The organism is Mesorhizobium sp. EU05-FHT14A09 (assembly GCF_058790995.1).
Genome location: NZ_JBYTDF010000003.1, coordinates 589,169 through 611,097 on the forward strand (window position 1 = coordinate 589,169; position 21,929 = coordinate 611,097).

19 protein-coding genes, 1 tRNA gene and 1 pseudogene are annotated in these 21,929 nt (G+C 60.1%); 15 read left to right on the plus strand and 6 right to left on the minus strand.

Annotation, left to right across the window (positions count from 1 at the left end; translation table 11 throughout):
• Nucleotides 1-52 precede the first annotated feature (52 nt).
• The 4 genes from AC3WTO_RS14485 (at nt 53) to AC3WTO_RS14500 (ending at nt 2,812) form a co-directional block, all read left to right on the plus strand.
• Entirely contained in the window at nt 53-325 is a 273-nt protein-coding gene (locus AC3WTO_RS14485; RefSeq protein WP_492461402.1) for a DUF4164 domain-containing protein, read from the plus strand.
• 15 nt (nt 326-340) lie between these two features.
• Nucleotides 341-721, plus strand: coding sequence for a cell division protein ZapA (locus tag AC3WTO_RS14490; protein WP_492461403.1), 381 nt, complete (start codon nt 341-343; stop codon nt 719-721).
• 410 nt (nt 722-1,131) lie between these two features.
• The gene (locus AC3WTO_RS14495; RefSeq protein WP_492461404.1) at nt 1,132-1,791 is read left to right on the plus strand and encodes a peroxiredoxin; all 660 of its coding nucleotides are present in this window, start codon (nt 1,132-1,134) and stop codon (nt 1,789-1,791) included.
• A gap of 160 nt (nt 1,792-1,951) precedes the next feature.
• Complete coding sequence (locus tag AC3WTO_RS14500; protein WP_492461405.1) at nt 1,952-2,812, plus strand: MBL fold metallo-hydrolase; 861 nt, start codon at nt 1,952-1,954, stop codon at nt 2,810-2,812.
• A gap of 513 nt (nt 2,813-3,325) precedes the next feature.
• On the opposite strand, the gene rpoH is transcribed toward AC3WTO_RS14500, so the two are convergent.
• Together rpoH and AC3WTO_RS14510 are read right to left on the minus strand one after the other, a co-directional pair.
• Nucleotides 3,326-4,237 (minus strand): RNA polymerase sigma factor RpoH, encoded by a 912-nt coding sequence (gene rpoH, locus AC3WTO_RS14505; RefSeq protein ID WP_129412898.1) that lies wholly within the window; start codon nt 4,235-4,237, stop codon nt 3,326-3,328.
• Nucleotides 4,238-4,426: 189 nt separating this feature from the next.
• Nucleotides 4,427-5,470: an RluA family pseudouridine synthase gene (locus AC3WTO_RS14510; protein ID WP_492461406.1), complete on the minus strand. Its 1,044-nt coding sequence runs from the start codon at nt 5,468-5,470 to the stop codon at nt 4,427-4,429.
• A gap of 26 nt (nt 5,471-5,496) precedes the next feature.
• Between AC3WTO_RS14510 and AC3WTO_RS14515 the strand changes: the two genes are divergently transcribed.
• The 8 genes from AC3WTO_RS14515 to AC3WTO_RS14550 all read left to right on the plus strand — a co-directional run bounded on the left by AC3WTO_RS14515 (nt 5,497) and on the right by AC3WTO_RS14550 (nt 13,104).
• Entirely contained in the window at nt 5,497-5,877 is a 381-nt protein-coding gene (locus tag AC3WTO_RS14515; RefSeq protein ID WP_492461407.1) for a fimbrial protein, read from the plus strand.
• Nucleotides 5,878-5,882: 5 nt separating this feature from the next.
• Complete coding sequence (locus AC3WTO_RS14520; protein ID WP_492461408.1) at nt 5,883-6,290, plus strand: VOC family protein; 408 nt, start codon at nt 5,883-5,885, stop codon at nt 6,288-6,290.
• A 134-nt stretch (nt 6,291-6,424) separates the two neighbouring features.
• Nucleotides 6,425-6,499: transfer RNA gene (locus AC3WTO_RS14525), tRNA-Glu, on the plus strand.
• 127 nt (nt 6,500-6,626) lie between these two features.
• Nucleotides 6,627-7,316, plus strand: a complete 690-nt coding sequence (locus AC3WTO_RS14530; protein ID WP_492461409.1) for a hypothetical protein — start codon at nt 6,627-6,629, stop codon at nt 7,314-7,316.
• 1,083 nt (nt 7,317-8,399) lie between these two features.
• A complete protein-coding gene (locus AC3WTO_RS14535) occupies nt 8,400-9,026 on the plus strand; it encodes an ABC transporter ATP-binding protein (protein WP_492461410.1) in 627 nt (208 codons plus the stop codon).
• A gap of 4 nt (nt 9,027-9,030) precedes the next feature.
• A complete protein-coding gene (locus AC3WTO_RS14540) occupies nt 9,031-10,230 on the plus strand; it encodes an ABC transporter permease (RefSeq protein WP_492461411.1) in 1,200 nt (399 codons plus the stop codon).
• Between the two features lie 20 nt (nt 10,231-10,250).
• Entirely contained in the window at nt 10,251-11,732 is a 1,482-nt protein-coding gene (locus AC3WTO_RS14545) for a TolC family protein (protein WP_492461412.1), read from the plus strand.
• A gap of 142 nt (nt 11,733-11,874) precedes the next feature.
• Nucleotides 11,875-13,104, plus strand: coding sequence for an efflux RND transporter periplasmic adaptor subunit (locus AC3WTO_RS14550; RefSeq protein ID WP_492461413.1), 1,230 nt, complete (start codon nt 11,875-11,877; stop codon nt 13,102-13,104).
• A gap of 548 nt (nt 13,105-13,652) precedes the next feature.
• Here the strand turns inward: AC3WTO_RS14550 and AC3WTO_RS14555 are convergent.
• The 4 genes and pseudogenes from AC3WTO_RS14555 to AC3WTO_RS14570 all read right to left on the minus strand — a co-directional run.
• A complete protein-coding gene (locus AC3WTO_RS14555) occupies nt 13,653-13,991 on the minus strand; it encodes a hypothetical protein (protein ID WP_492461414.1) in 339 nt (112 codons plus the stop codon).
• Between the two features lie 62 nt (nt 13,992-14,053).
• On the minus strand, nt 14,054-14,245 hold the full coding sequence (locus AC3WTO_RS14560) for a CsbD family protein (RefSeq protein ID WP_129413064.1): 192 nt from the start codon (nt 14,243-14,245) through the stop codon (nt 14,054-14,056).
• 74 nt (nt 14,246-14,319) lie between these two features.
• Nucleotides 14,320-15,447: a sensor histidine kinase gene (locus AC3WTO_RS14565; protein WP_492461555.1), complete on the minus strand. Its 1,128-nt coding sequence runs from the start codon at nt 15,445-15,447 to the stop codon at nt 14,320-14,322.
• 126 nt (nt 15,448-15,573) lie between these two features.
• Nucleotides 15,574-16,107 (minus strand): annotated as a pseudogene (locus AC3WTO_RS14570) (response regulator); the annotation flags it as partial.
• 132 nt (nt 16,108-16,239) lie between these two features.
• On the opposite strand from AC3WTO_RS14570, the gene AC3WTO_RS14575 reads away from it, so the two are divergent.
• From AC3WTO_RS14575 to AC3WTO_RS14585, 3 genes are all read left to right on the plus strand, one after another.
• The gene (locus tag AC3WTO_RS14575; protein ID WP_492461415.1) at nt 16,240-16,788 is read left to right on the plus strand and encodes a hypothetical protein; all 549 of its coding nucleotides are present in this window, start codon (nt 16,240-16,242) and stop codon (nt 16,786-16,788) included.
• Nucleotides 16,789-17,146: 358 nt separating this feature from the next.
• A complete protein-coding gene (locus AC3WTO_RS14580; protein ID WP_492461416.1) occupies nt 17,147-18,406 on the plus strand; it encodes a metallophosphoesterase family protein in 1,260 nt (419 codons plus the stop codon).
• On the plus strand, nt 18,403-21,870 hold the full coding sequence (locus AC3WTO_RS14585) for an ATP-binding protein (protein ID WP_492461417.1): 3,468 nt from the start codon (nt 18,403-18,405) through the stop codon (nt 21,868-21,870). Before AC3WTO_RS14580 ends, AC3WTO_RS14585 begins: the two co-directional genes overlap by 4 nt.
• The last annotated feature ends 59 nt before the right edge of the window (nt 21,871-21,929 follow it).

Consider the following 21,929-nt stretch of genomic DNA (forward strand, 5'->3'; position numbering starts at 1 on the left):
GCGTTCTGAACGCGAGCGATTCGGTGATGGGCACGGGCTGAGGACGAAGGCCATGACCGGGGAAACGACCCTTAGAGAAGTGATAGCGAGGCTGGGCAAGGCCATGGAAGGGCTGGAGGATGCAGTCGCCGCGAAGCTTGAAAGCGAGCGCGACTATTCCGAAGCCGAGGCTGAGGTCCAGCGCATGAACGCCGACCGTTCACGTCTGGCACAGGAACTCGACAATTCCGAAGCGCGGGCCGAACGGCTCGAGGACGCCAACAAGGAAGTGTCGCGCCGGCTGGTGACCGCGATGGAAACCATCCGCGCAGTGCTTGATAGATAGCGCAGGAGGTCCGGCATGGCGCAGGTCACTGTCACCATCGACAACAAGCAATACCGCATGGCCTGCGACGAGGGCCAGGAAGAACACCTGATCGATCTGGCGGAACGTTTCGATCGCTACGTCGCGCATCTGAAGGATTCCTTCGGCGAGATCGGCGACCAGCGGCTCACCGTCATGGCCGGCATCATGGTCATGGATGAACTGTCCGAGATACAGAAGCGCATCAAGGGCATGGAGAGCGAGGTCCTGACCTTGCGCAAGACCCGCGACGATGCGCTGACCAAGGCGGACAAGAACGACCAGGCGCTGACCGGTGCCCTTGGCTCGCTGGCGCAGCGCATGGAAGACCTCGCGGCATCGCTTGCACCGCGCAAGGCGACGGAAACCCCTTCCTAGAGCAATCTTGGGAAAAGGGCGTAGCGGTTTTGCGTCCGCGATTGCCTTGAAACAATGGGGGAGAGCGTTTCCGCTTTCGGTGACGCGGACACAGCTCCAGCTTCAGCACATTCCAAGCGGCCGGCGTATTCTCTTCCAGCGTTCCGGAATGGGGGCAAGAGGCTTCCGTCAAAAAACCGAAACGCGGAATTCTCCAACTCTCTATCCAGCGCAATTCCAGACGCAGAAAACCGCCGCACGCTGTTGCCGAAACGGCTCTGGGGCCTCGCCGGGGAAACTTTTTTCCAACTTATCCGGCGGGGTGCGGCAAAAATCACCTCCCTAACGTCATCTTTTTGGAGGAAGATGCAGCGATTGCCGGTTCGTCGCCGGCAGCCGTCATTCAACGCGTTTCAAGGGGTAGGTACGCCATGAGCCTTCGTATCAACAGCACCGCGCCGGATTTCGAAGCCGAAACCACGCAGGGTTCGATCCATTTCCATGACTGGATCGGCGACGGCTGGGCCGTGCTTTTCAGCCATCCGAAGAACTTCACGCCGGTCTGCACGACCGAACTCGGCACCATGGCCGGCCTCGAAGGCGAGTTCAGGAAACGCAACGTCAAGATCATCGGCATCTCCGTCGATCCTGTCGAAAGCCATGGCAAATGGCAGGACGACATCAAGACCGCCACCGGCCACGTCGTCGCTTATCCGCTGATCGGTGACAAGGATCTCAAGGTGGCCAAGCTCTATGAGATGCTGCCCGAAGAAGCGGGCGACAGCTCCGATGGCCGCACGCCTGCCGACAACGCCACGGTGCGCTCCGTTTACGTGATCGGGCCGGACAAGAAGGTCAAGCTGATCCTGACTTACCCGATGACCACCGGGCGCAATTTCGACGAGATCCTGCGCGTCATCGATTCCATCCAGCTCACCGCCAAGCACCAGGTGGCGACGCCGGCCAACTGGAAGCAGGGCGACGACGTCATCATCACTGCTGCCGTCTCCAACGAAGATGCGATCAAGCGTTTCGGCGCCTTCGACACCATTCTGCCTTACCTCAGGAAGACCAAGCAGCCAGGCGCTTGAAACGGTCCTGAGCCGACCGCACGCATTTTCGCGATCGGGCATTTTGCGAGACGTCTGTGCTTGACGGTTCTAGTTTCGCAGATGACCATACTCCTCATCGGTCCCGGGTTGGAAAACCATTCCGGGCAAGTGATGCGGGAAGTGCGATTTGGATGCATCCTTGGCCAGGCCGCAGGTGACTGGCTTCTATGACAAGCCGACCGGGTCCATCCAGTATGTGGTGGCGGACAGTGCGACACGGCGCTGCGCCATCATCGACCCCGTCCTCGACTTCGACGAGAAGTCGGGAGCGACCTCCACCGGCAATGCGGACAGGCTGCTCGCCTTCATCGGCGAAAGCGGGCTCGAGCTGGAATGGATCCTCGATACCCATCCGCATGCCGATCATTTTTCTGCCGCTCATTATCTGAAAGAAAAGACCGGGGCGCCGACCGCGATCGGCGAAAGGATCGTCGACGTCCAGGCCCTGTGGAAGGCGATCTACAACTGGCCGGAGTTTCGCGCCGACGGCTCGCAGTGGGACAGACTGTTCGCCGACGGTGAAATCTTCCACATCGGCTCGCTGCCGGTGCGGGTGTTGTTTTCACCTGGCCATACGCTGGCATCGATCACCTATGTCGCCGGGGATGCCGCTTTCATCCACGACACCATGTTCATGCCGGACAGCGGCACCGCCCGCGCCGATTTTCCCGGCGGCAGCGCCGTGCGGTTGTGGGGTTCGATCCAGCGCATCCTGGCGCTGCCTGACGCAACACGGCTGTTCGTCGGTCATGACTATCAGCCGGGTGGGCGCGACGCGGCCTGGGAAACGACGGTCGCCGAGCAGAAACGCGGCAACGCCCATGTCCGTGTCCCGACGACAGAGGCCGAGTTCGTGGCCTTGCGCGAGGCGCGCGACAAGACCTTGCCGATGCCACGGCTGATCCTGCATGCGCTGCAGGTCAACATCAACGGCGGCCGGCTGCCCGAGCCGGAAGCAAACGGCAAGAGATACCTGAAATTCCCGCTGGATGGGCTGTAGGGAGCCTTCGGGCAATTCCGGGAACGTGCGCAGCGGTTTTCCGCCCGAAATTGCTCTGGATCAGCGTTCGGGAATGGATCCCGACACTCTCCGTTCGCTTCGCTCCCTCCGAGGTTGAGGATGACGACCTTCATGAACCGCCGGCGCTCATTGTCATCGCTGGCGTCACCATGAATGTCGCCAACAACATCTTTGTCACCATCGACGCTGGAGATTGGCCGGGCGCTCCCCACCTCCCGTCATCCTCGACCTCGCCAGCGACCGTAAGGGAGCAGCGAGTGTCGGGGATCCATTCCAGAACGCTGGTGGAGACCCGCGCCAGCCGCACCCAGGGACGCAGGCTCGTGTCGTGTACTATGCACGGCAACCCGGAAGCGGCTCAACTCTTTGTTCTTGCACGATTCCGGACGGAAAACCGCTGCGCACCAATCGCCCCAGCCGCCCGGCGCACACTGGACAAACAAAAACGGCGCCGGTTTCCCGGCGCCGTTTTTCATCCAACTGTCCAAACCGTCAGGCAGCCGGCTGCGCGTCGATGGTGCGCAGCGCCTGGGCCTGGCGCTTGGCGGCGGCCTTGACCGCATCCTGCACCTTTTCGAAAGCGCGCACTTCGATCTGGCGCACGCGCTCGCGGGAGATGTCGAACTCGGCCGACAGTTCTTCCAGCGTCAACGGCTCCTCGGCGAGGCGGCGGGCCTCGAAGATGCGGCGTTCGCGATCGTTGAGGACCGACATGGCGCCGGCCAGCATCTGGCGGCGATTGTCCAGTTCGTCCTGCTCGATCAGCATGTCTTCCTGGCTGTCATGGTCGTCGACCAGCCAGTCCTGCCATTCGCCGCTCTCGCCCTCGGTCGCGCGGATCGGCGCGTTGAGCGAGGCATCGCCCGACAGGCGACGGTTCATCGAAACCACTTCTTCCTCGGAAACATTGAGGCGGGTGGCGATCTCGGTGATCTGGTCTGGCTTCAGGTCGCCGTCATCCAGCGCCTGGATCTTGCCCTTCACCTTGCGCAGGTTGAAGAACAGGCGCTTCTGGTTGGCGGTCGTGCCCATCTTGACCAGGCTCCACGAGCGCAGGATGTACTCCTGGATCGAAGCCTTGATCCACCACATGGCATAGGTGGCCAGCCGGAAACCACGTTCCGGCTCGAACTTCTTGACGGCCTGCATCAGGCCGACATTGCCTTCCGAGATGACTTCGCCGATCGGCAGGCCATAGCCACGATAGCCCATGGCGATCTTGGCCACGAGCCTGAGATGGCTGGTGACGAGCTTGTGGGCAGCGCCGGTGTCTTCATGCTCCTGGTACCGCTTGGCGAGCATGTACTCTTCCTGCGGCTGAAGCATCGGAAAGCGACGGATTTCTTCCAGGTAGCGGCTGAGGCCGCCTTCACCGGAAACGATACTGGGTAGTGACTGGGCCATGAATAGCGCCCTCCTCTCTTTTACGAATGTCCCCGAAACGCGGCGGACATGTGACGCGCCTGCCTGACGGCACGATCGCGTTAGACGATTTATACCGGAACAAACCCGGAAAATCCACGTATTTGTTCAAGGTGGAACAGTGTGTCACCGCTAAGTGAACAATACGAGTCAGGTTTTTTGGTGGCAGGTTCAGAGAATTCGAAAGCCGCCGATCAGATCCTCCATGTCCCCTGGCATCGGCGCCTCGAACCTCATCGTCAGATGGGTATCGGGATGGCTGAATTCAAGGAGGCGGGCATGCAATGCCTGCCGGGGGAAGGCGGTCACCTTGCCCTTCAGCGGTTCCGGCAGCCGGTTGGCCTTGGTGCGAAAGGCCTGGCCGTAGTCGGGGTCGCCGACCAGCGGGTGGCCGATATGCGCCATGTGCACACGGATCTGGTGCGTGCGGCCGGTTTCAAGGCGGCATTCGACAAGGCTGGCGGTCGCGAACTTGTCCTGCCCCTCGCCGAAGCGTTCCTCCACCGTGTAGTGGGTGACGGCATGGCGCGCATCCTCGCGATGGTCTGGCACCACGGCGCGCCGGATGCGGTCGGCGGCGCGGCCGAGCGCGGCGTCGATCGTGCCGGCCGGGCGTGGCGGGATCCCCCACACCAGCGCGACATAGGCGCGTTGCAGGTCGCCGGTGCGGCCGTGGTCGGCGAAGGCTTCCGACAGGGCGCGATGGGCATGGTCGGTCTTGGCCACCACCATGACGCCGCTGGTGTCCTTGTCGAGGCGGTGCACGATGCCTGGCCGCCGGACGCCGCCGATGCCGGACAGGCTTGCGCCGCAATGATGGATCAGCGCGTTGACCAGCGTGCCGGTCCAGTTGCCGGCGCCGGGGTGGACGACCAGGCCCGCCGGCTTGTTGATGACGATGAGCGCGTTGTCTTCATAGAGAACGTCGAGCGGAATGTTCTCGCCCAGCGGTTCCGCCGGCTCGGGTTCCGGCATCTCCACGGAGATGATGTCGCCTGCGGCCAGCTTGCGCTTGACCTCGTCGATCTGCTGGCCGGCGATGCGGACGGCCCCCTGCTTGATCAGCGCCTGGATGCGGCTGCGCGAAAGCTCCGGCGCCAGTTGTGCGGCGAGCCATTGGTCGAGGCGGTGGCCGGCGGCATCTTCGCCGGCTTCCAGCGCGATCGGCGCCGCCCCTATCATTTCTTCGGTGTCTTCGTTATCAGGTGCGGCCATCGAAACAGTTCCGGAATAGATCGCCCATGGCCCGGCCCCTTGCCGATGACGAGGAAGACAAGCCGCTCGATCCGAATGTGGACAAGCTGCGCAGGAAGCTGATCCGCTTCATGGTCGTCAATCTTGGCCTGTTGTTCTTCGCCCTTATGGTCGTGGTGGCGGCGCTTGTCTACAAATCCTACACCGCCAAGCCGACGGCGCCGATTGCCGGCGATATCCAGACGCCCGCTGGCGAGCCGCAGAGCGGGGATATTGTCCTGCCTGTTGGCGCCAGGGTGCTGTCGCAGTCGCTCTCGGGCGACCGCCTGTCGCTCGAGGCGGAACTGGCTGACGGCAGCCGCGCGATCTTCGTCTACGACATCGCCGAACGGCGCATGGTCGGCCGCTACACCTTGCGGCTGCAGTAAGCATCATGAGCGGCTTCGCCACGGAGCGCCGGGTCGCCACGGTCACGCTGGTCGTCGCCGACTATGACGAGGCGATCCGCTGGTATGTCGACCGCGCCGGGTTCACGCTGACATCCGATGTCGACCTCGGTGGCGGCAAGCGCTGGGTGACGGTCGAACCGGCCGATGGCGGCGGGGCGCGGCTGTTGCTCGCCAAGGCCGATGGGGCAGGGCAGGCGGCCAGCATCGGCAACCAGACCGGCGGTCGTGTCGCTTTTTTCCTGGAGACCGACGACTTCGCACGTGACCATGCCGCGATGCTGGCGCGCGGCGTCGAATTCCGCGAAGCACCGCGCCATGAGCCCTATGGCACGGTTGCCGTGTTTGCCGATCTCTATGGCAATCTCTGGGATCTGCTCCAGCCAAAGCGGTAGGCTGCTGCCGAAGCAGCTATCCGGAGCTCCACTGCTCCGAAACGATGCCGGCCAGACCGGGAAGGGCGTCAAAACTTGCCGTTTCAGCCTGTTGCTTTTTCAGACAGGCCAGCCTATATCGCCGGTTCTCGGCTGCGCCCATCGTCTAGCGGTCAGGACGGCGCCCTCTCACGGCGCAAACAGGGGTTCGATTCCCCTTGGGCGTACCAACCTCTTCAAAGGGTTGGCTATCCAGTATCCGTTGCAAGAACGGATGCACATTTTCCATTGATGTTGCGGCAGCTGAAGAAACCAATTTAGATCGCTGATCGGATCTGCCTGATCTCGGAGGCGTGTTTGCACAATCTGGATTTCAGTTCGTGGCACAGCGTCCTGGTGACATTCATTGGCCTGGCGCTGTTCACGCTCATCAGCATGGGCATCCGCCTTGTGATGATGATGACGATCCAGCAGCGCCGCGAACGCATGAACCGGCAGATCAACGAGCGCCTGCGCGTCCTTATCGCGGCTTACAAGACGCTGGGCGGATCCTTTACCGGCGATCTCTCCGTCGACCCGACGCACCTGCGTGATCTGAAACGACGTTCCCAATCCGCTGAAGACGCTGGAGGCGGGCTGGAGCTGACGGGCCGTGGCACAGGGTCCGAGCGGACGAGACGCATCCGCGATGCTGTCGAGGCGGCCCTGTCGGACATCTTGCTGCTTGGAACCGAAACTCAGGTTCGACTGGCCGAGCGCGCCATACGAGAGCTCATTGCCGGGCGTCCGGTAAACACCCACGATCTCGTTGTCTCGCTGCGTGACTTCATTCGCGAGGCGCTGAGCCTCGACCCTATTCCGGCCGATGTCCAGATTCCGATGCAGGGGCCGACCCGGCCTTCATCAGGCGCCAGCCGAGGCAAGGGTGATCGGGAGGGCGGAGCGGGCCGTAGTGGTGGCGGTGGAATGGGCGCGGGCGGTATGGGCGGCGGAATGGGTATGGGGGGCAGTTCACTCGACCCCGACGATCCTCATCGCCCGACCTGACCAAGAAAGAGTTCGACAGGAAGCGATTCGGCGGGATTCCTCGGCCGGACCTCAAATCCGATGTCAGGCTGTCGTCGTCCGTATCTCAAAGCCATTGTGATGGCGTGCTCAAAATTCAACCCCGCCAATGACGCCTCGGTGTCGAGTCGGTGCAGTACAATCTATACCAGAGCGAGCGCATGATTGGCGGAGCGGATAGGATATATTCAACCTTTAGTTTTGTGATGCTGCTGATGCAACCGGAATTTGATTTATTGCCGGGATTGTTGAAAGCTTAGACTTTTATATTTCTTCGCAGAAATGCAGGATGCGTGCGCTTTTTTACTTGCCGTCGGACAAAATCCATCGCAAACTTTAGAAGTTCATTATATTAGCATAAACTAAAAGGAGATGGCATGTTTCGTCGCTTTGCTGCGGCCGCTATGGCTGCGCTTCTTTCGCCTATGCTTTGTGCGCCGTCGTTCGCGAATGACACGATTACTGTGAATTGGTATAATGGGACTGGCAAGACCATCAATCTTACGTCGTTTTCGTGCCAGCCTACCGGCGCTTGTAGCTTTCCAACTCTCTATAACGGGTCGACCGGCCAGTTGAAGATCACGACATCTCCAACTGAGTTCGTTCGCAGCATGATCGCTCGTTACCGCTATTGGGACGCTAGCGGCGGTCCTGGCGGTTCTGGCATTTGGAAATCGTGCCAAGTGCAAGTGAGTGCCTATGGCCCTTCTAGCTCAAACCCTGGTCCCGGCTGCGAAGCTAACTCCTTCAGTCACTACTTCATCAAAGGAGACGGAACAGGTTCAAGCCCCACTTGTAGCTCCGGCAGCGTAACCGAGGACTACAAGACGTGCACATTCGTTTACAACGTTAATATGTACAACTGATCCGCTTCGGAACGTGAGGGGTTGGGGAATCTCGGCCTCTCACCACTCCGACCATCGCGGGACCTTGCCGTGCCCAAATCTGTCGAACCGTCCCCGTCTATAACAACCTTGCTTTCGGCGCCCGGAATTCTCCGTGCTCCTAATTGACAGCGTCAGCAAAACGTACGGAGGGCGAAGCAAGAGTGTCGCACTGAGGAATGTGACGCTTTCCATCGATCGCGGCGATTGTTGTGCTCTCACAGGCCCCTCGGGTTCGGGGAAAACAACACTTCTCAATCTTGCTGGACTTCTCGACCGTCCGACGTCTGGGTACGTCAGGATCAATGGCAAAGAGACATCAAGCCTCTCAGTCGATCAGGCTGCAATATTCCGGAATCGCACGATCGGGTATGTGTTCCAGTCCTTTCATCTGCTGCCGCACTATTCCGCACTCGACAATGTCGCGCTTCCACTCATTTATCGTGGCCTGACGAAGCGCTGCCGCAAAGACTTGGCTTCAGCGGCTCTTCAGAAGGTCGGCTTGAGCGACAGAATGATGCACCGACCTGACGAGCTGTCAGGAGGACAGCGCCAGCGGGTGGCGATCGCGCGCGCGCTTGTCAGCAATCCTTCGCTGTTGTTGGCTGATGAACCTACGGGAAGTCTCGATTCCAGTTCAGCCGATGCAATCGTCTCCCTGTTTCTGGAATTGAACGTAAAACTTGGTCTGACGATCATCATCGTAACTCATGATCCGACTGTTGCAGCACGTTGTCCGCGCCGGATCGTTATGCGCGACGGAACAGTGCTCAATGACAATTCGATCAGCTTGAAGAGCATTGGGTAGGCCTATGCCGCGCGCGAGCACCCCGGCAATTGAAATCGTTCAGGAGACGATTTGCGACTTCCGGATGGGGAAGGGGCGCGGTCTTTTGGCGCTGATTGGCATTGTGATCGGCACTGCAGCAGTAATTGCCATGCTGCACATTAGCCACAGTGCCCGCAAGGCTGCCTTGAGCCAGTTCGAGACACTGGGCACAGATCTTGTTACGGTCCAGCCATTGGCCTCAAGGGTGTTTTCCCGGCCCGAAATTGCCGTTTCAGATGTTCTTGATCTGCCAAAGCATGATTTGGGGATATCGAATGCTGCGGCAACGATCCAGACGGCAGGCACCATACGCGTCGGCCGTACGGAAGTGCAAGCGATGGTAGTTGCGGCAACCGATGATATTTATGCCTTAAGCAAAGCTGGTCTTGTCCTCGGGCGCAAGACCTCCGATCTGGATGGATTTGCGCCTTTTGCCGTGCTGGGAGCACGTCTCGCTACAGACATCGAGGTCAATAGCGGAAAGGCAATATCTGTAGGAGACCCCATCAATTTCAACGGCCGACCTTTAATTGTCATTGGAATCCTTAGAGAAATGCCCACCAACATTATGCTGGGCATTGAGTTCGACCGATCGATAATCGTACCCATCGCTGCTGCACGGCGACTTATCGGAAACCCGACTGTCACCAGCATTGTTGGGCGCCTGTCCCCGGGCGCGAGCGACGTCCACACGGCGGTTGCGGTTAAAGACTATTTTGACAGCAGATTGGTTGGCAGTTCCGTCCAAGTGACGACTGCGCGCGAAATGATCGCCAGCCTCGAGGCTCAAATGCGGATTTATGGCGTTCTGATCCTCGGCATCGGTGCAGTATCTCTGGTCGTTGGTGGGATCGGTATCATGAATGTGATGCTGATGAGCGTCATGGAGCGGAGGCAGGAAATCGGGTTGCGCCTGGCTGTGGGTGCGCGGCGGAGGGACATCATGCTGATGTTTCTTTCGGAAGCATTGATCCTCTCCGTTATCGGTAGCGCGATTGGCACGGCGTTTGGCTATCTTGCCGGTCGCATCTTTGCAGGCGGTGCCGGCTGGGTATTTGAAGCAGCGCCTCCTGCCATCCCATTGGGCGCCGGAATGGGGTTGGTGGTTGGGCTATTCTTCGGCCTTTATCCGGCAAACCGAGCGGCGCGCCTCGATCCGGTCGCTGCCCTGAGGGGCCAATGATGGGGAGGCAATGCGGCGCCTTGAGTTTGGCGCTCTGCGCCGTCCTTCTGGCGCTCGTTCCGGTGGCATTCGCCAGTTCGAAAATTCCGATTCCGACACCGCGCCCTGATCCGGATATTGCACGGACTGTTGAGAAACAGCCCACGTTGCGCCGTACAGAATTGGTTGGCACGAAGCTGACTCTCGCGGACGCCGTTTTTATCGGACTGCGCGGAAATCGTGCGATCAAAAGTGCTTACATTGATCGGGTTGCCCAGAAATTCGATCTGCGTGTCGCGGAAGACCGCTTCGTTCCCCAATTCTCAATAGAGGGCGAGATTGCTCGTCAGAGAATTGGTAACGTAACCAGCACGACGATCGACGCATCTCCAGGCGTGACGGTGCGCACAAGGACAGGCGCAATATTCGATTTCGCGTGGAACAATTCAGCGTTTCTCGGTGACGGCAACCGGACGTTCACATCGACGGCGCAGGTGGCTTTCGAACAACCCCTGCTGCGGGGGGCTGGCGCCGAGGTCAACACTGCTCCGGTAGAGCAGGCTCGACTCGGTGAACGGGTAAACAGACTTCGCCTGCGGGCAACCATATCGGAAGTGATCGGCAACATCATCTTCGCCCACAGGGATCTTCTCCTGTCGCAAGAGGAGCTGCAATTGGCCGAGGATGCCGTCGAACGGGGCGAAGAACTCCTTGCCATAAATCAGGCGTTGATTGCGGCAGGCCGTTTAGCGGTCGTCGATGCCGTGCAAACGGAAGCCGATCTCGAAAATCAGAAATTGCGTATCCTTCAGGTAAGGCGGCGGCTCGAAACCGCACAGCTTGCATTGCTCAACGTCCTTGATCTGGACCTTGGCTCGAAAGTCATCGCGATCGAATCGCTTACGCCGCGCAAAATTGACACGAACATCAGCCGGCTAATTGGCTTGGCGATCTCCGAACGCCAAGATTACCAAGGTCAGCTTTATGTCATCCAGCAGAAACGACTTGGCATCACCATCGCGCAGAACGAGCAGCTCTGGGATATCGCACTCTTTGCCAGGGGGCGTTTAGGAGGAGAGTTTGCTGGAGATGAGCGACAAAAGAACATAGCTGACGTTAAGGGAGGCCTGCGCTTCAGCTTTCCGATCAACGATTTAGCCAGGCAGCAACAACTCGTGCAGGCTGACACGGGTTACCGCCAGGCCGAGTTGCAACTCGCGGATATTCGCGCAGGCATCGAAATGCAAATTCGATCCAGCACGACCGAGGTCAATCTGCTCTGGCAACAGATCGCTGTCGCTGAGCGTTCCCATGATCTGGCTGCCCGCGCCGTCGAAATTGAAAAGCTGAAGCTGAACGCCGGCCGGTCAACCACGTTTCAGATAAGGCTGCTGGAGGACAGTTTGCGCTCCGCGGAAAACGGGCTCCTCGCTGCCCGGATGGGATATCTGAATGCCTTGACCCGACTTGACCTGCAATTGGGTACAACATTGGATACTTGGAAGATCGCCCTCAAAGACTGATGTCATGACAAACCTAGATGACTGGGAGAGCAGAAAAGGGGTGAGTCGATTCTCATCGGATAAGGCAGCGGAGGCGATGTTGTCGCCAGCCTCGGGAGGCTATTTGCGATGGCCGCGGATTTGGGCGTCTCTGGCGGCTGGAATGGTGATTATCGCCTTGTGCATTGGCATTTGGACTTGGTCGTCCTGGGACGCTCCAGCGATCGCCGATACAATTTCAAGGGAAAAAACTTTCGTGGTCCGGCCGCAATCGGTCTCGCAGCAGTTGCACGTCACCGGGACGATCGTAGCTGGTAAATCGTTTGCTATCGTTGCGCCGTTCGATGGCGTCATACGGGAAAAACGAGTCCAATTGGGCGATCACGTCACTGCGGGCGACGTGCTGGCAGTGATGGACACAAGTGACATAGCAAGCCGCTATCGTGATGCCCAATCTGCCTATCTGAAGGCTGCAATGGCGGTCGAGGCGCTGGAAAAATGGCAAGGTAGCGCCGACATGCAACGCGCGCGACGTTCGCTTGAAACGGCGCAGTCTTCGCTCAATTTGGCCGAGCGAGAAGTCGCAAAATCGAAGGCGCTGTTGGATCAGGGGATCGTATCTCGCAACGAATATGACGGATTGGCGCAGCAGCGGGATACCCAAGTCAGTGCGGTGGCGAGCGCCAGAGATGAACTCGCGGCAACGGAAGCGCGGGGCGACAATGCAAATCGACAGCTTGTGATGCTTGAGTTGGAGAATGCGGAAAGCAGGCTCAACGATCTCAAACAGCAAATGGCCGGAGCAAAGATAGCGACGGCAGTTGCTGGCATCGTGACGCGGTTGCCCCTGAACAGGGCGGGGCAATCTCAAACAGCAGTGGAGCCTGGCGCAAGCATCACACGTGGAACCGCGATGTTTGCGATCGCCGATACCGATAGATTTGTGTTCACGGGCGCCGTCGATGAGGTCGATGTCAATAGCGTGAAGATTGGTCAGGCTGTGTCGATTGCCAGTGATGCGTTTCCTTCGAAAATGATTGATGGCCGGATTGTTGGAGTCAGCGCCGAGGCCGGCGGCTTGGACGCGGGCCGAAGTGCTCCGACGTTTGATGTCCGTGCCACCTTCTCAGTAGATGATCCCTCTCTGAAGCAGGCTATTCGCATTGGAATGTCGGCTCGCATGACGGTCCAGCTCTATTCCAATCCACTTGCATTGGTCGTGCCGCCGTCCGCGATCCTCAACACGGAAACAGGTTCACAGATCCGAATACTCAAAGGAAAAGAAACCGCCTTGGTTCCAGTGTCGGTCGGCGCGACCTTCCCGCAAGGTATTGAGATCAAATCGGGACTACAGGTTGGAGATTTGATCCTGGATGCGGACTTAGGCGGATAGTGTTGTCCATCCATTTCAAGGTCGCCGTACGGGCAGCCGGCTGCTGGAAGATGCTCGGATCGCTGTCCATCGCTTCGCTGGAACTGCGATGGCGCGAGGGCGGACATCTCCAGCCTGTCAGAAACCGGCGTGGCAGGACAGATGGCCGATCACTCTTCGCGCTGCACCAGGTTTTTGAGTATTCTGGATTGACAGCTGGTGAGTGGGGCCTCGACGACAAGCAACAGTCACGACGGGCCTTCAACTATACATGCCTGAAGCATTTCACATCTGATCTGGTTGCAGCGAAGTCGAAAGTTCTTGGGTGGCAAATCCGGCTTCAATTGAAACAGATGCCGTTGGTAACGTCGTTGACAGTTCGATCGAAATGCCGCTGGCGAGGCTGAGCGGCTATTGGCTTCCGACAGGCGGCAAATCCGTAGTCGACTACCGGGACTAGAAATGCTTCGGCCTCACGGGAGCGAGCGCCCTTGAAGCCGCCACAAAAATCGGTGACTTCGTAACGCTCATCCGTCGCAATTCTCGAAACTCGCTGTGCGGGAATTTGCTCACTGTGCGGTGAAGAAGGTCAACAGCACCTTGCCCTTTTCGCCTAGAAGGCAGACGAAGCGATCAGGTGCTCCGGTTTTGCCACTACGAGCAATATAGGCTTCGCCGAGGATGACGGTTTTGACCGGCACATCTTCAACTTTGGTGTCAGCCTTGCTGACCGCGACGCTCTCCATATCGATCACGAGATCGGTGATGTCCTTGGACTTCTCTTGCAACGCCAACAAGCCGGTCGATTTGCAGGCGGTTACGGCAGGCCCGTCGGGAGTTTGAGCCTGGACGCTTCCCGCCAGCAGCGCGAAGACAACCGGTACTGCAGCCAATATCTTGATCCGCATTTCGTTCTCCAAAGGAAAAGCCCGCGTCGCCGCGGGCTCGTTGATGGGGGCGTATTTTACGATCAGGCCTTGTCGACGAGGTTCTTCACAGCGTCTTTTACCTGGCCCTTGGCAACTTGCGCCTTACCCTTGGTTTCCTGGATTTTGCCCTTGGCCTGTTCTTCGTGGTTGCCCACGGCCTTGCCGATGGCCTGGCGTGCCTTCCCGGCAACCTCGTTGGCTTTGCCTTTGACCTTGTCCGATGTGCTTCCCATAGCCGGGCTCCTTGTTGAATTCAGGCACTCGCTCAGCAAGAAAATCTGCTCACCAACAATTGGTTCCACTTTTTTCAAAGGCCGACACCTGCCACGGAGGCAGGCAAACCAACCGTTGCCTTCAGGCCGCCCGATCTCGACCGACCCAAAATCAGGTAGCCACCATAGAGCTCAGCGAGTTCGCGCGTGATGGAAAGGCCAAATCCATTGCCCGGTATGGTCTCATCGAGCCTGCGTCCGGCCTTCATCACCTCATCGAGCTTCTCAGAAGCGATCCCGGGGCCATCGTCCTCGATCTCGAGCACAACGTGCTGGTCTTGGAAGCGACCTGTCACCGCGATAGCACTGCGTGCCCATTTGAAGGCGTTGTCGAGGATATTGCCCAGCATCTCGTCCAGATCCTGCAGTTCACAGGCCACAGCGAGCGTCTCCGGTATGTCGGTGGTGACCACCAGCCGCCGATCCGCATGGACTTTCAAAAGGACGTCCTTGATGTCCTGAACATGCGGACCGACGCTGGTGCTGACATGAGATGCGCCATGCAAGGCCGCCGCCCGCGCTCTTCCCAGATGATGACGGATGCGTTCCTGCATCTCGCTCACCAGCGCGAAACGATCCCGATCCCCAGACTTGTCGCTATTGCTGAAGGACAGCGCCAGCGCCGCCAGAGGCGTATTGAGCGCGTGACCGAGGTTTGACACATGACCACGCGCCCGTTTGATGCCCTCCGCATTCTGGGCGATCAATGAATTCAGCTCACCGACCAGCCCGCGCAATTCGCGCGGCTGATATCCACCAATGGACTCGGCTCGGCCGGCGCGAACATTTTCGAGATCTTTGGTCATACGCGCCAGCGGGCGAAGTCCAACGCGCAACTGTAGGACGGTCGCGCCCCCGAGCAGCAGCCCGAGCGCCAGCATGGACAACACGATCGGAACCATTGCATCCCGCAATGGCTTGACCAGAGCGTGCGCCGGCGCTGAAGCCGTGATCGTCACCCAGACCCCATCCATCGGCACGATTTGTGTTCGCAGGTACAAGGGCTCACCGCGCGGTCCGGCGCCTTTGAAAGGCCGCGGTCGCGCGTCGTCGTCAGATGGGCCTCGATGCCAAGCATCCCACCAGCGCTCTGAACCCTGATTGACGATATCCCCGCCCTCCAGTGATTTGGAGCGATAGCGATGCCCGTCCGCAGTCGCCATCCAGTACCAGCCGTCGTTTGGCCGGTCGAATGGCGGCGCATCGCCGAGCGACAATCCCTGAGGCAATGTGCTTTGCGCTGACAAGGCCGCTGCAACCGCGCCGATCTGCGTGTCGAGCCGCTGGTCGACGCGTTCGACAAGGCTGGAGCGGTCGACGGTCATATCCTTGCGCAGCATCAGGCACTGCAGGACACGCCATTCGAGGGCGGTCAGCTTGAGCGGCAATCCATTCTTTTCGAAGGTGCCGAGCTGGGCGTCGAAGCTCAACGGCCCGCTGGTTATCAACGGCGCGGCATAGCCGGCAGCACGCCGGACCAGCGCACGAAGCCTGATGACCAACTCCTCGATGCGGAATGGTTTGGTCATGTAATCGTCGGCGCCGGCCTTGAACCCTTCTACCTTCTGCGACCAGCCGTCCCGGGCGGTCAGGATCAGCACCGGCATCACGCGCCCTGCCTTGCGCCAGGAGGTCAGCACTCCGATCCCGTCGACCTTGGGCAGGCCCAGGTCCAGCACCGCGACATCGTAAGTCTCGGTGTCGCCGAGATGCACGCCGTCCTCGCCATTGCGCGCGACGTCGACGGCAAAATTTTCCGAACGCAGCGCCTTCGAGATGCCTTCAGCCAGCACAATGTCATCTTCGACGAGGAGAACACGCATGGGTCACTTTCAACTTGCAGCACGTTCGGGGATAGGCCCCGCAACTTAACTCAACCTGAACGGCGCGGTTCAGTTTCGGTTCGACACGGCTTGCTAGAAAGCGCCATCGACAACCCAAGAAAGGAACCGCAAATGTCGAACCAAGACAATATCGACCCGGCCGGCAATGCTGACGCTAACACCTCTTCGAAGCAGCCTTCCAGGCGCCGATTGCGCAGTAAGGTGCTTGGCGGGTCGGCTTTGGTGGGCATGCTTCTGGTCGGAGCCGTTGCCGGCGCCGTTGCCATGAAACTCTCGCACCGAGATGAGCGCCAGGCCCTCCTGCCCCCTGTTGCAGTAAGCGCGATGGCCGATGATACGCTGGTCGCGGTCAAGGGTAACGTGGCGGAAATCTTCGGCAACAAGTTCATCATCGCTGACAGCTCCGGCCGCGCGCTCGTCGATGTCGGCCCAGACGGTGCCAACTCGCCGCTCGTCGCCCAGAATGAAGAGGTTACCGTCCAGGGTCGTTTCGACGACGGCTTTGTCCATGCCGGCATGGTGATCCACAAGGATGGCCGCGTCGACGAACTGCGCGCGCCGCATCCGCATGGACCCCGCCACGGCTGGAAGGATTTTGGACCGGATAGAGGCGGTCCGGAGCGGCCCGATGACGGCAAACCGCCCTTGCCAAAAGAATGACCTGAAACAAGCGCGAACCCGGTCTTCGAGCAAGTCGGGGACCGGGTTTGCCATGTTGAAGCCCGTTCGAATGCCCGTCAGCGATCGGACAGGCATGAGAACTGCTTCAACGTCCAGTTTTTTGGACGCGCAACGCTGCCGTGAGGAGCGTAAAGATTGCAGTCAGATCGAATTCGTTCGGATTCTTGCTACGCTTGCGTTCAAATGACCGGGCTAACCGTCCGACTGACCGAACAGCATCGGGGAAAGCCAGGATATCGACGCTGCTCGGTTTCCAATGGAACTGGCATGTGAAACCCGCAATCGAAGCACTATTTCCCCGGAAGCTGCATCGCTTATAAGCGTAGCGGGAGATACAATGGCATTTCGCTTCGTTCACACCGCTGACATCCATCTCGACTCGCCGCTGCGCTCTCTCGCTTTGCGCAACGCCGATCTGGCCGAGCTTGTCGGCGATGCCAGCCGCCAGGCTTTCGTCAGCACAATCGACCTCTGCCTTGCCGAGCAGGTGGATGCGCTGGTGATCGCCGGCGATCTCTACGATGGCGATCAGACGTCGATGAAAACCGCGCGCTTCCTGGCCACTCAAATGGCGCGCCTGCACGAGGCGGGCATCAGGGTGTACAAGATCCGCGGCAATCATGACGCCTTGTCGCGCATCTCGAAACAACTGGTGTTCTCTGATCTGGTCACCATTTTCGGCGGACGCGCGCAATCGGTACTGCAGACCGCCGGTGGCCTCGATGTCGTCTTTCACGGCCTGAGTTTCGCCAGCGCCAAGGCACCTGAAAGTCTGCTGCCCAAGTATCTAGCCCCACGCGAGGGCGCGATCAATGTCGGCATCATGCACACCAGCCTGGCCGGCGCGCTCGGCCACGACGTCTACGCGCCTTGCAGCGTGGCTGACCTGCACGGCCATGGTTTCGACTATTGGGCGCTTGGCCACATCCACGCACGCTCCATTCATCGCGGAGCGAGCACAATCGTGATGCCGGGCATTCCGCAAGGCAGGGACATCAACGAAGCAGGCGAAAAGTCCGCCACGCTGGTGACGATCCGCGACGACCGCTCGATCGAAATCGAGGAGAGGCTGACCAGTGTCGCTCAATTCGAGCGGTTGAGCGTGGATTTGTCGGGCGTCGTGGAATGGGCGGAAGCCGTCGCACTGATCCGCGCCGAGCTTCAACAGAAGCGCGTAGCGGTACGTTCGCACCATGCCGTGATCCGTCTCGAGCTGACCGGGGCAACGCCCTTGTCCTGGTCGCTGATCAGGGACAAGGACCTGTTGCTGGCCGAAGCCGAACAGGCTGCGGAACAGATCGGCGACACCTGGGTGGAAAAGCTGCAGTTCGATGTCGCGCTCCCCGTCCCCGAGACCCAGGAAACCTCCGCCGACCCGATCCTCGAACTGGCCGTTTCGATGCGAGCTGAAGCTGGCTCAGAGACCTTTCGCGCGGAGGCAAGATCTCTGGTTCAGAAATTGATCGCCGACCTCCCGGCCGAAAGCCGCGATTTTGCCGGCAGCGACGAAGCCGGGCTGGAACGGTTTCTGGATCGGGCGCTGGCAAGCGGAAGTGGGCTGGTAACAGCGCGCCTCAAGGGTGGTAGCCTGTCATGAGGCTTCGGCGCCTTGATCTGATCCGTTACGGCAAATTCACGGACAAGACGATCGACTTCGGCCCCAAGCCCGGTTCGGAGGCTGATCTTCACATCGTGTTCGGCCTCAACGAGGCCGGCAAATCAACCGCGCTTTCGGCCTATCTCGACCTGCTGTTCGGCATCGAGGAGCGCAGCCGCTACAACTTCCTGCACGAATACAGCGCCATGCGTGTCGGCGCGGTGCTGGAATTCGCTGGCACCGAACACGGCTTCACACGCACAAAGCAGCGCAACAACTCGCTGCTCGATGCCAGCCATCAGCCGGTGAGCGAAGTGGCGATCTCGGCGCATCTGGCTGGCCTGTCGCGCGAGGCTTACACGACGATGTTCTCGCTCGATGACGAGACATTGGAACTTGGCGGCAAGTCCATCCTGGAATCGCGCGGAGATCTCGGCAAACTGCTGTTCACGGCCAGTGCTGGCCTTGGCCATGCAAGCGACGTTCTCAACAAGCTCGAAACCGAGGCCGATGGTCTCTATCGCAAGCATGCGCAAGTCACCGAGCTGGCGTTGCTGAAGAAGCGGCTCGCCGATCTCAAGTCCAGCAAGGATGCCATCGACACCCTGGCGTCGACCTATGAGGGCCTGGAGACGGAACGTGTCGACGCCACGCAGCAATATGACCGCATCGTCCACGATCGGGCAGTGATCACAGCCCGGCTCGACGTCATCGACCGGTACAATCGCGCGCATCCGATGCTGGCAGACAGACAACGCAAGGTCGCACGCCTTGATGAACTGCCAGACATCGCTTCCCCGGTCCGCACCTGGACTGCCAGCATAACCGCGCTGATCAATGACGATGCCAGCCTGAGGACAAAGCTTGCAGCACAGGTCGAGGAACAGGAGCGGCTGACCGCAAGAATTGATGCGATCAATGTCGACGATGTCGTCTTGAACATTTCCGAGCGCATCCGCGCACTGGCCGAGAGCAAGGTGCGCTTTGCTTCGGCCGGCCTGGACCTGCCAAGCCGCAGGACGGATCTGCAGATTGTCGACAACGCGGTGGCGAGCCGCCTCGCTGCGCTGGGTCGAACATCAGACCCGGATCCGAGCGCGCTGATCTTGCCAGCCGCCACGGTTGGGGTGGTGCGCGGCATGGTCGAGCAGCGCTCGGGCATCGCTACAGCCGTTCGCTCAGCCCGTGATGAGGTCGCCGGTGCGCTCGAAGCGCTCGAGAGTGCGAGACAACGCGTCAGCGAAGAAAGAGCCGTACCGCAATCCGCCCAGGCGCGGGTGGCGACGGCCTTGTCGAAGGCTCGGGAGAGCACGCATTGGGCCGATATCCGCATCGCCGGCGAAGTGGAAGACGCCGAAACGATCCGATGGCAGACCGCGTCCGCGCAGCTGGCTCCATGGTCTGGGGATGCCATGTCACTCGCCGCTGTCGCGGTGCCCGGCTCCGAGCAGATTGCCGACTGGAAGAAGCAGGCGACCGACCTGAGCAACACCCGTGCCGTCATAACCGAGCGCCTTGCCGAGCATGAGGAAAATCACGCCTCGCTGGCAGCTCGGCTGGATAGCCTTCGTACCTCGATCGACATTGCCGACGACGCCCAGGCAAATGCGATCCGGCGTGCTCGCGACGAGGCCTGGGCCACTCACCGCGCGAAGCTCAGCGCCGAAACAGCCGACGAATTCGCCGAGGCTCTTGCGCGCGACGACAGCGCCGGTGCAGGCCGGCTGGCGAATGCGTCCGACCTCGCCGATATTCGCGCAACGATACGCGCCTTGGCGCAGGCTGAGGTGGGACTGTCGAACACGCGCCGCCAACGCGAACAGGCCGACAGCGACGCTGAGGGTCTTCTCACGGCAATCAGGGCAGCCGGCAGCGACCTGCTTGGCGGTAGCATCGATCTGGCGTCGCGGCAGTTGATCGAACGGATCGAACAGCAGACTTCGGCACGAACGGAAGCGCTCGAGGCCTCGGCTCAGATTAGGCTGGCGACCCGCAAAGCCGCGCGCGCCACCGAAATGAGCCAGCTATTGTGCCGGGAGTTGACCGCTACGCTGAACAGCGTCGGCATAGTTTCGTCGGCGCACGACACGCTTGAGACCATCATGGCCATCGCCGAGCTGTTCCTGGATCGGCAACGCAGCCTCGATGCTGGACATGCCGAAGCCCAAAAAACGGTTGCGGCCCGGGAAGAGGAGCTCGCCGGCAGGCAGCGTGCGCTGGCCTCGGCCGAGCGCCGGGAAGAGGAATGGCTTGCAGACATCACCGAAGCGCTCCAGGGGACCTGGCTCGCCAACGGGCTTGCCGCTTCCGCGGTCGGTGCGGTGCTCGATCAGTTGGCCGAACTTTCAAAGAGCCTGCAGGAGCGCGACGCACTGCAACTGCGGATAGACAAGATGGAGGCCGACAGGGCGCGTTTCCTGGCCGAGGCGACCGCTGTCGCATCTGATGTGAAGCAGCCGGAAAAGGATGATGCGGAACAGCTGGCGCTCGACCTTGCCAATCGCCTTGACCGTGCCGAGCGAGCGCGCGAGACAAAAGCCGACCTTGTCGCCGATTTGACACAACTTCAGGATCTGCGCGCCAGCCTGGATCTGGAAATCTCTGCGCATGATCGCCTGAAGAACGAGGTGCTGGCGGCGTTTGGTGTTGCCACTCTGGCTCAGGTGCTCGATCGCGACGAACAGTTGCGCGAGCGCGATGGCTTGCGCACTGCCGTGGCGGAAATCGAGGCGCGGATAATGACCGAGCTTTCGGTAGAGACGTTCGAACGGGCGCAGTCCCTGCTGAATGACATCGATTTTGATGCCCTTGCGGTCGAGAAGGCCGAATGCGAGCAACGGCGTCTCCAGCTTGAGCCAGCCCTTGAGCAGCAACTGATCCGGCAGACGCGGGCAACGGACAAGCTGAACGAGATCGGTGGCGACAGTGCGGTTGCGCGACTGGATGCGCAACGGCGCACAACGCTGTTGGAAATCGAAGACCGGGCCGTGCGCTATGTCGAGCTGAAGCTCGGCATCATGGCAGCGGGGCACGCTTTGCGCAGCTATCGTGAACGCCATCGCTCCGGGATGATGATCAGGGCCTCGGAGGCATTTTCGCTGATGACGCGCGGCCAGTATTCGAGCCTGACCACGCAGCCCACCAAAGGTGGCGGCGAGGTCCTGCTCGCCATACAGCGGGACGGGCAGTCCAAGCTCGCCGACGCCCTGTCGAAGGGAGCGCGTTTCCAGCTCTATCTGGCCCTGAGGCTCGCCGGCTATTACGAATTCGCCCAGTTCCGCCCGTCGGTTCCCTTCATTGCCGACGACATTATGGAAACCTTCGACCATGTTAGGTCTGAGGAGGTGTTCAAGCTGTTTGGAGAGATGGCGAAGGTGGGCCAAGTCATCTATCTCACGCACCACCAACATCTGTGCGATATCGCCAAAAAGATGGTGCCCGGCGCGACGGTGCATGAACTCTAGTCGTTGGGTCGGCGTCCCAAAGCAGCTGGGTAGACCGCGCGCAATCAGTACGGAGCTTC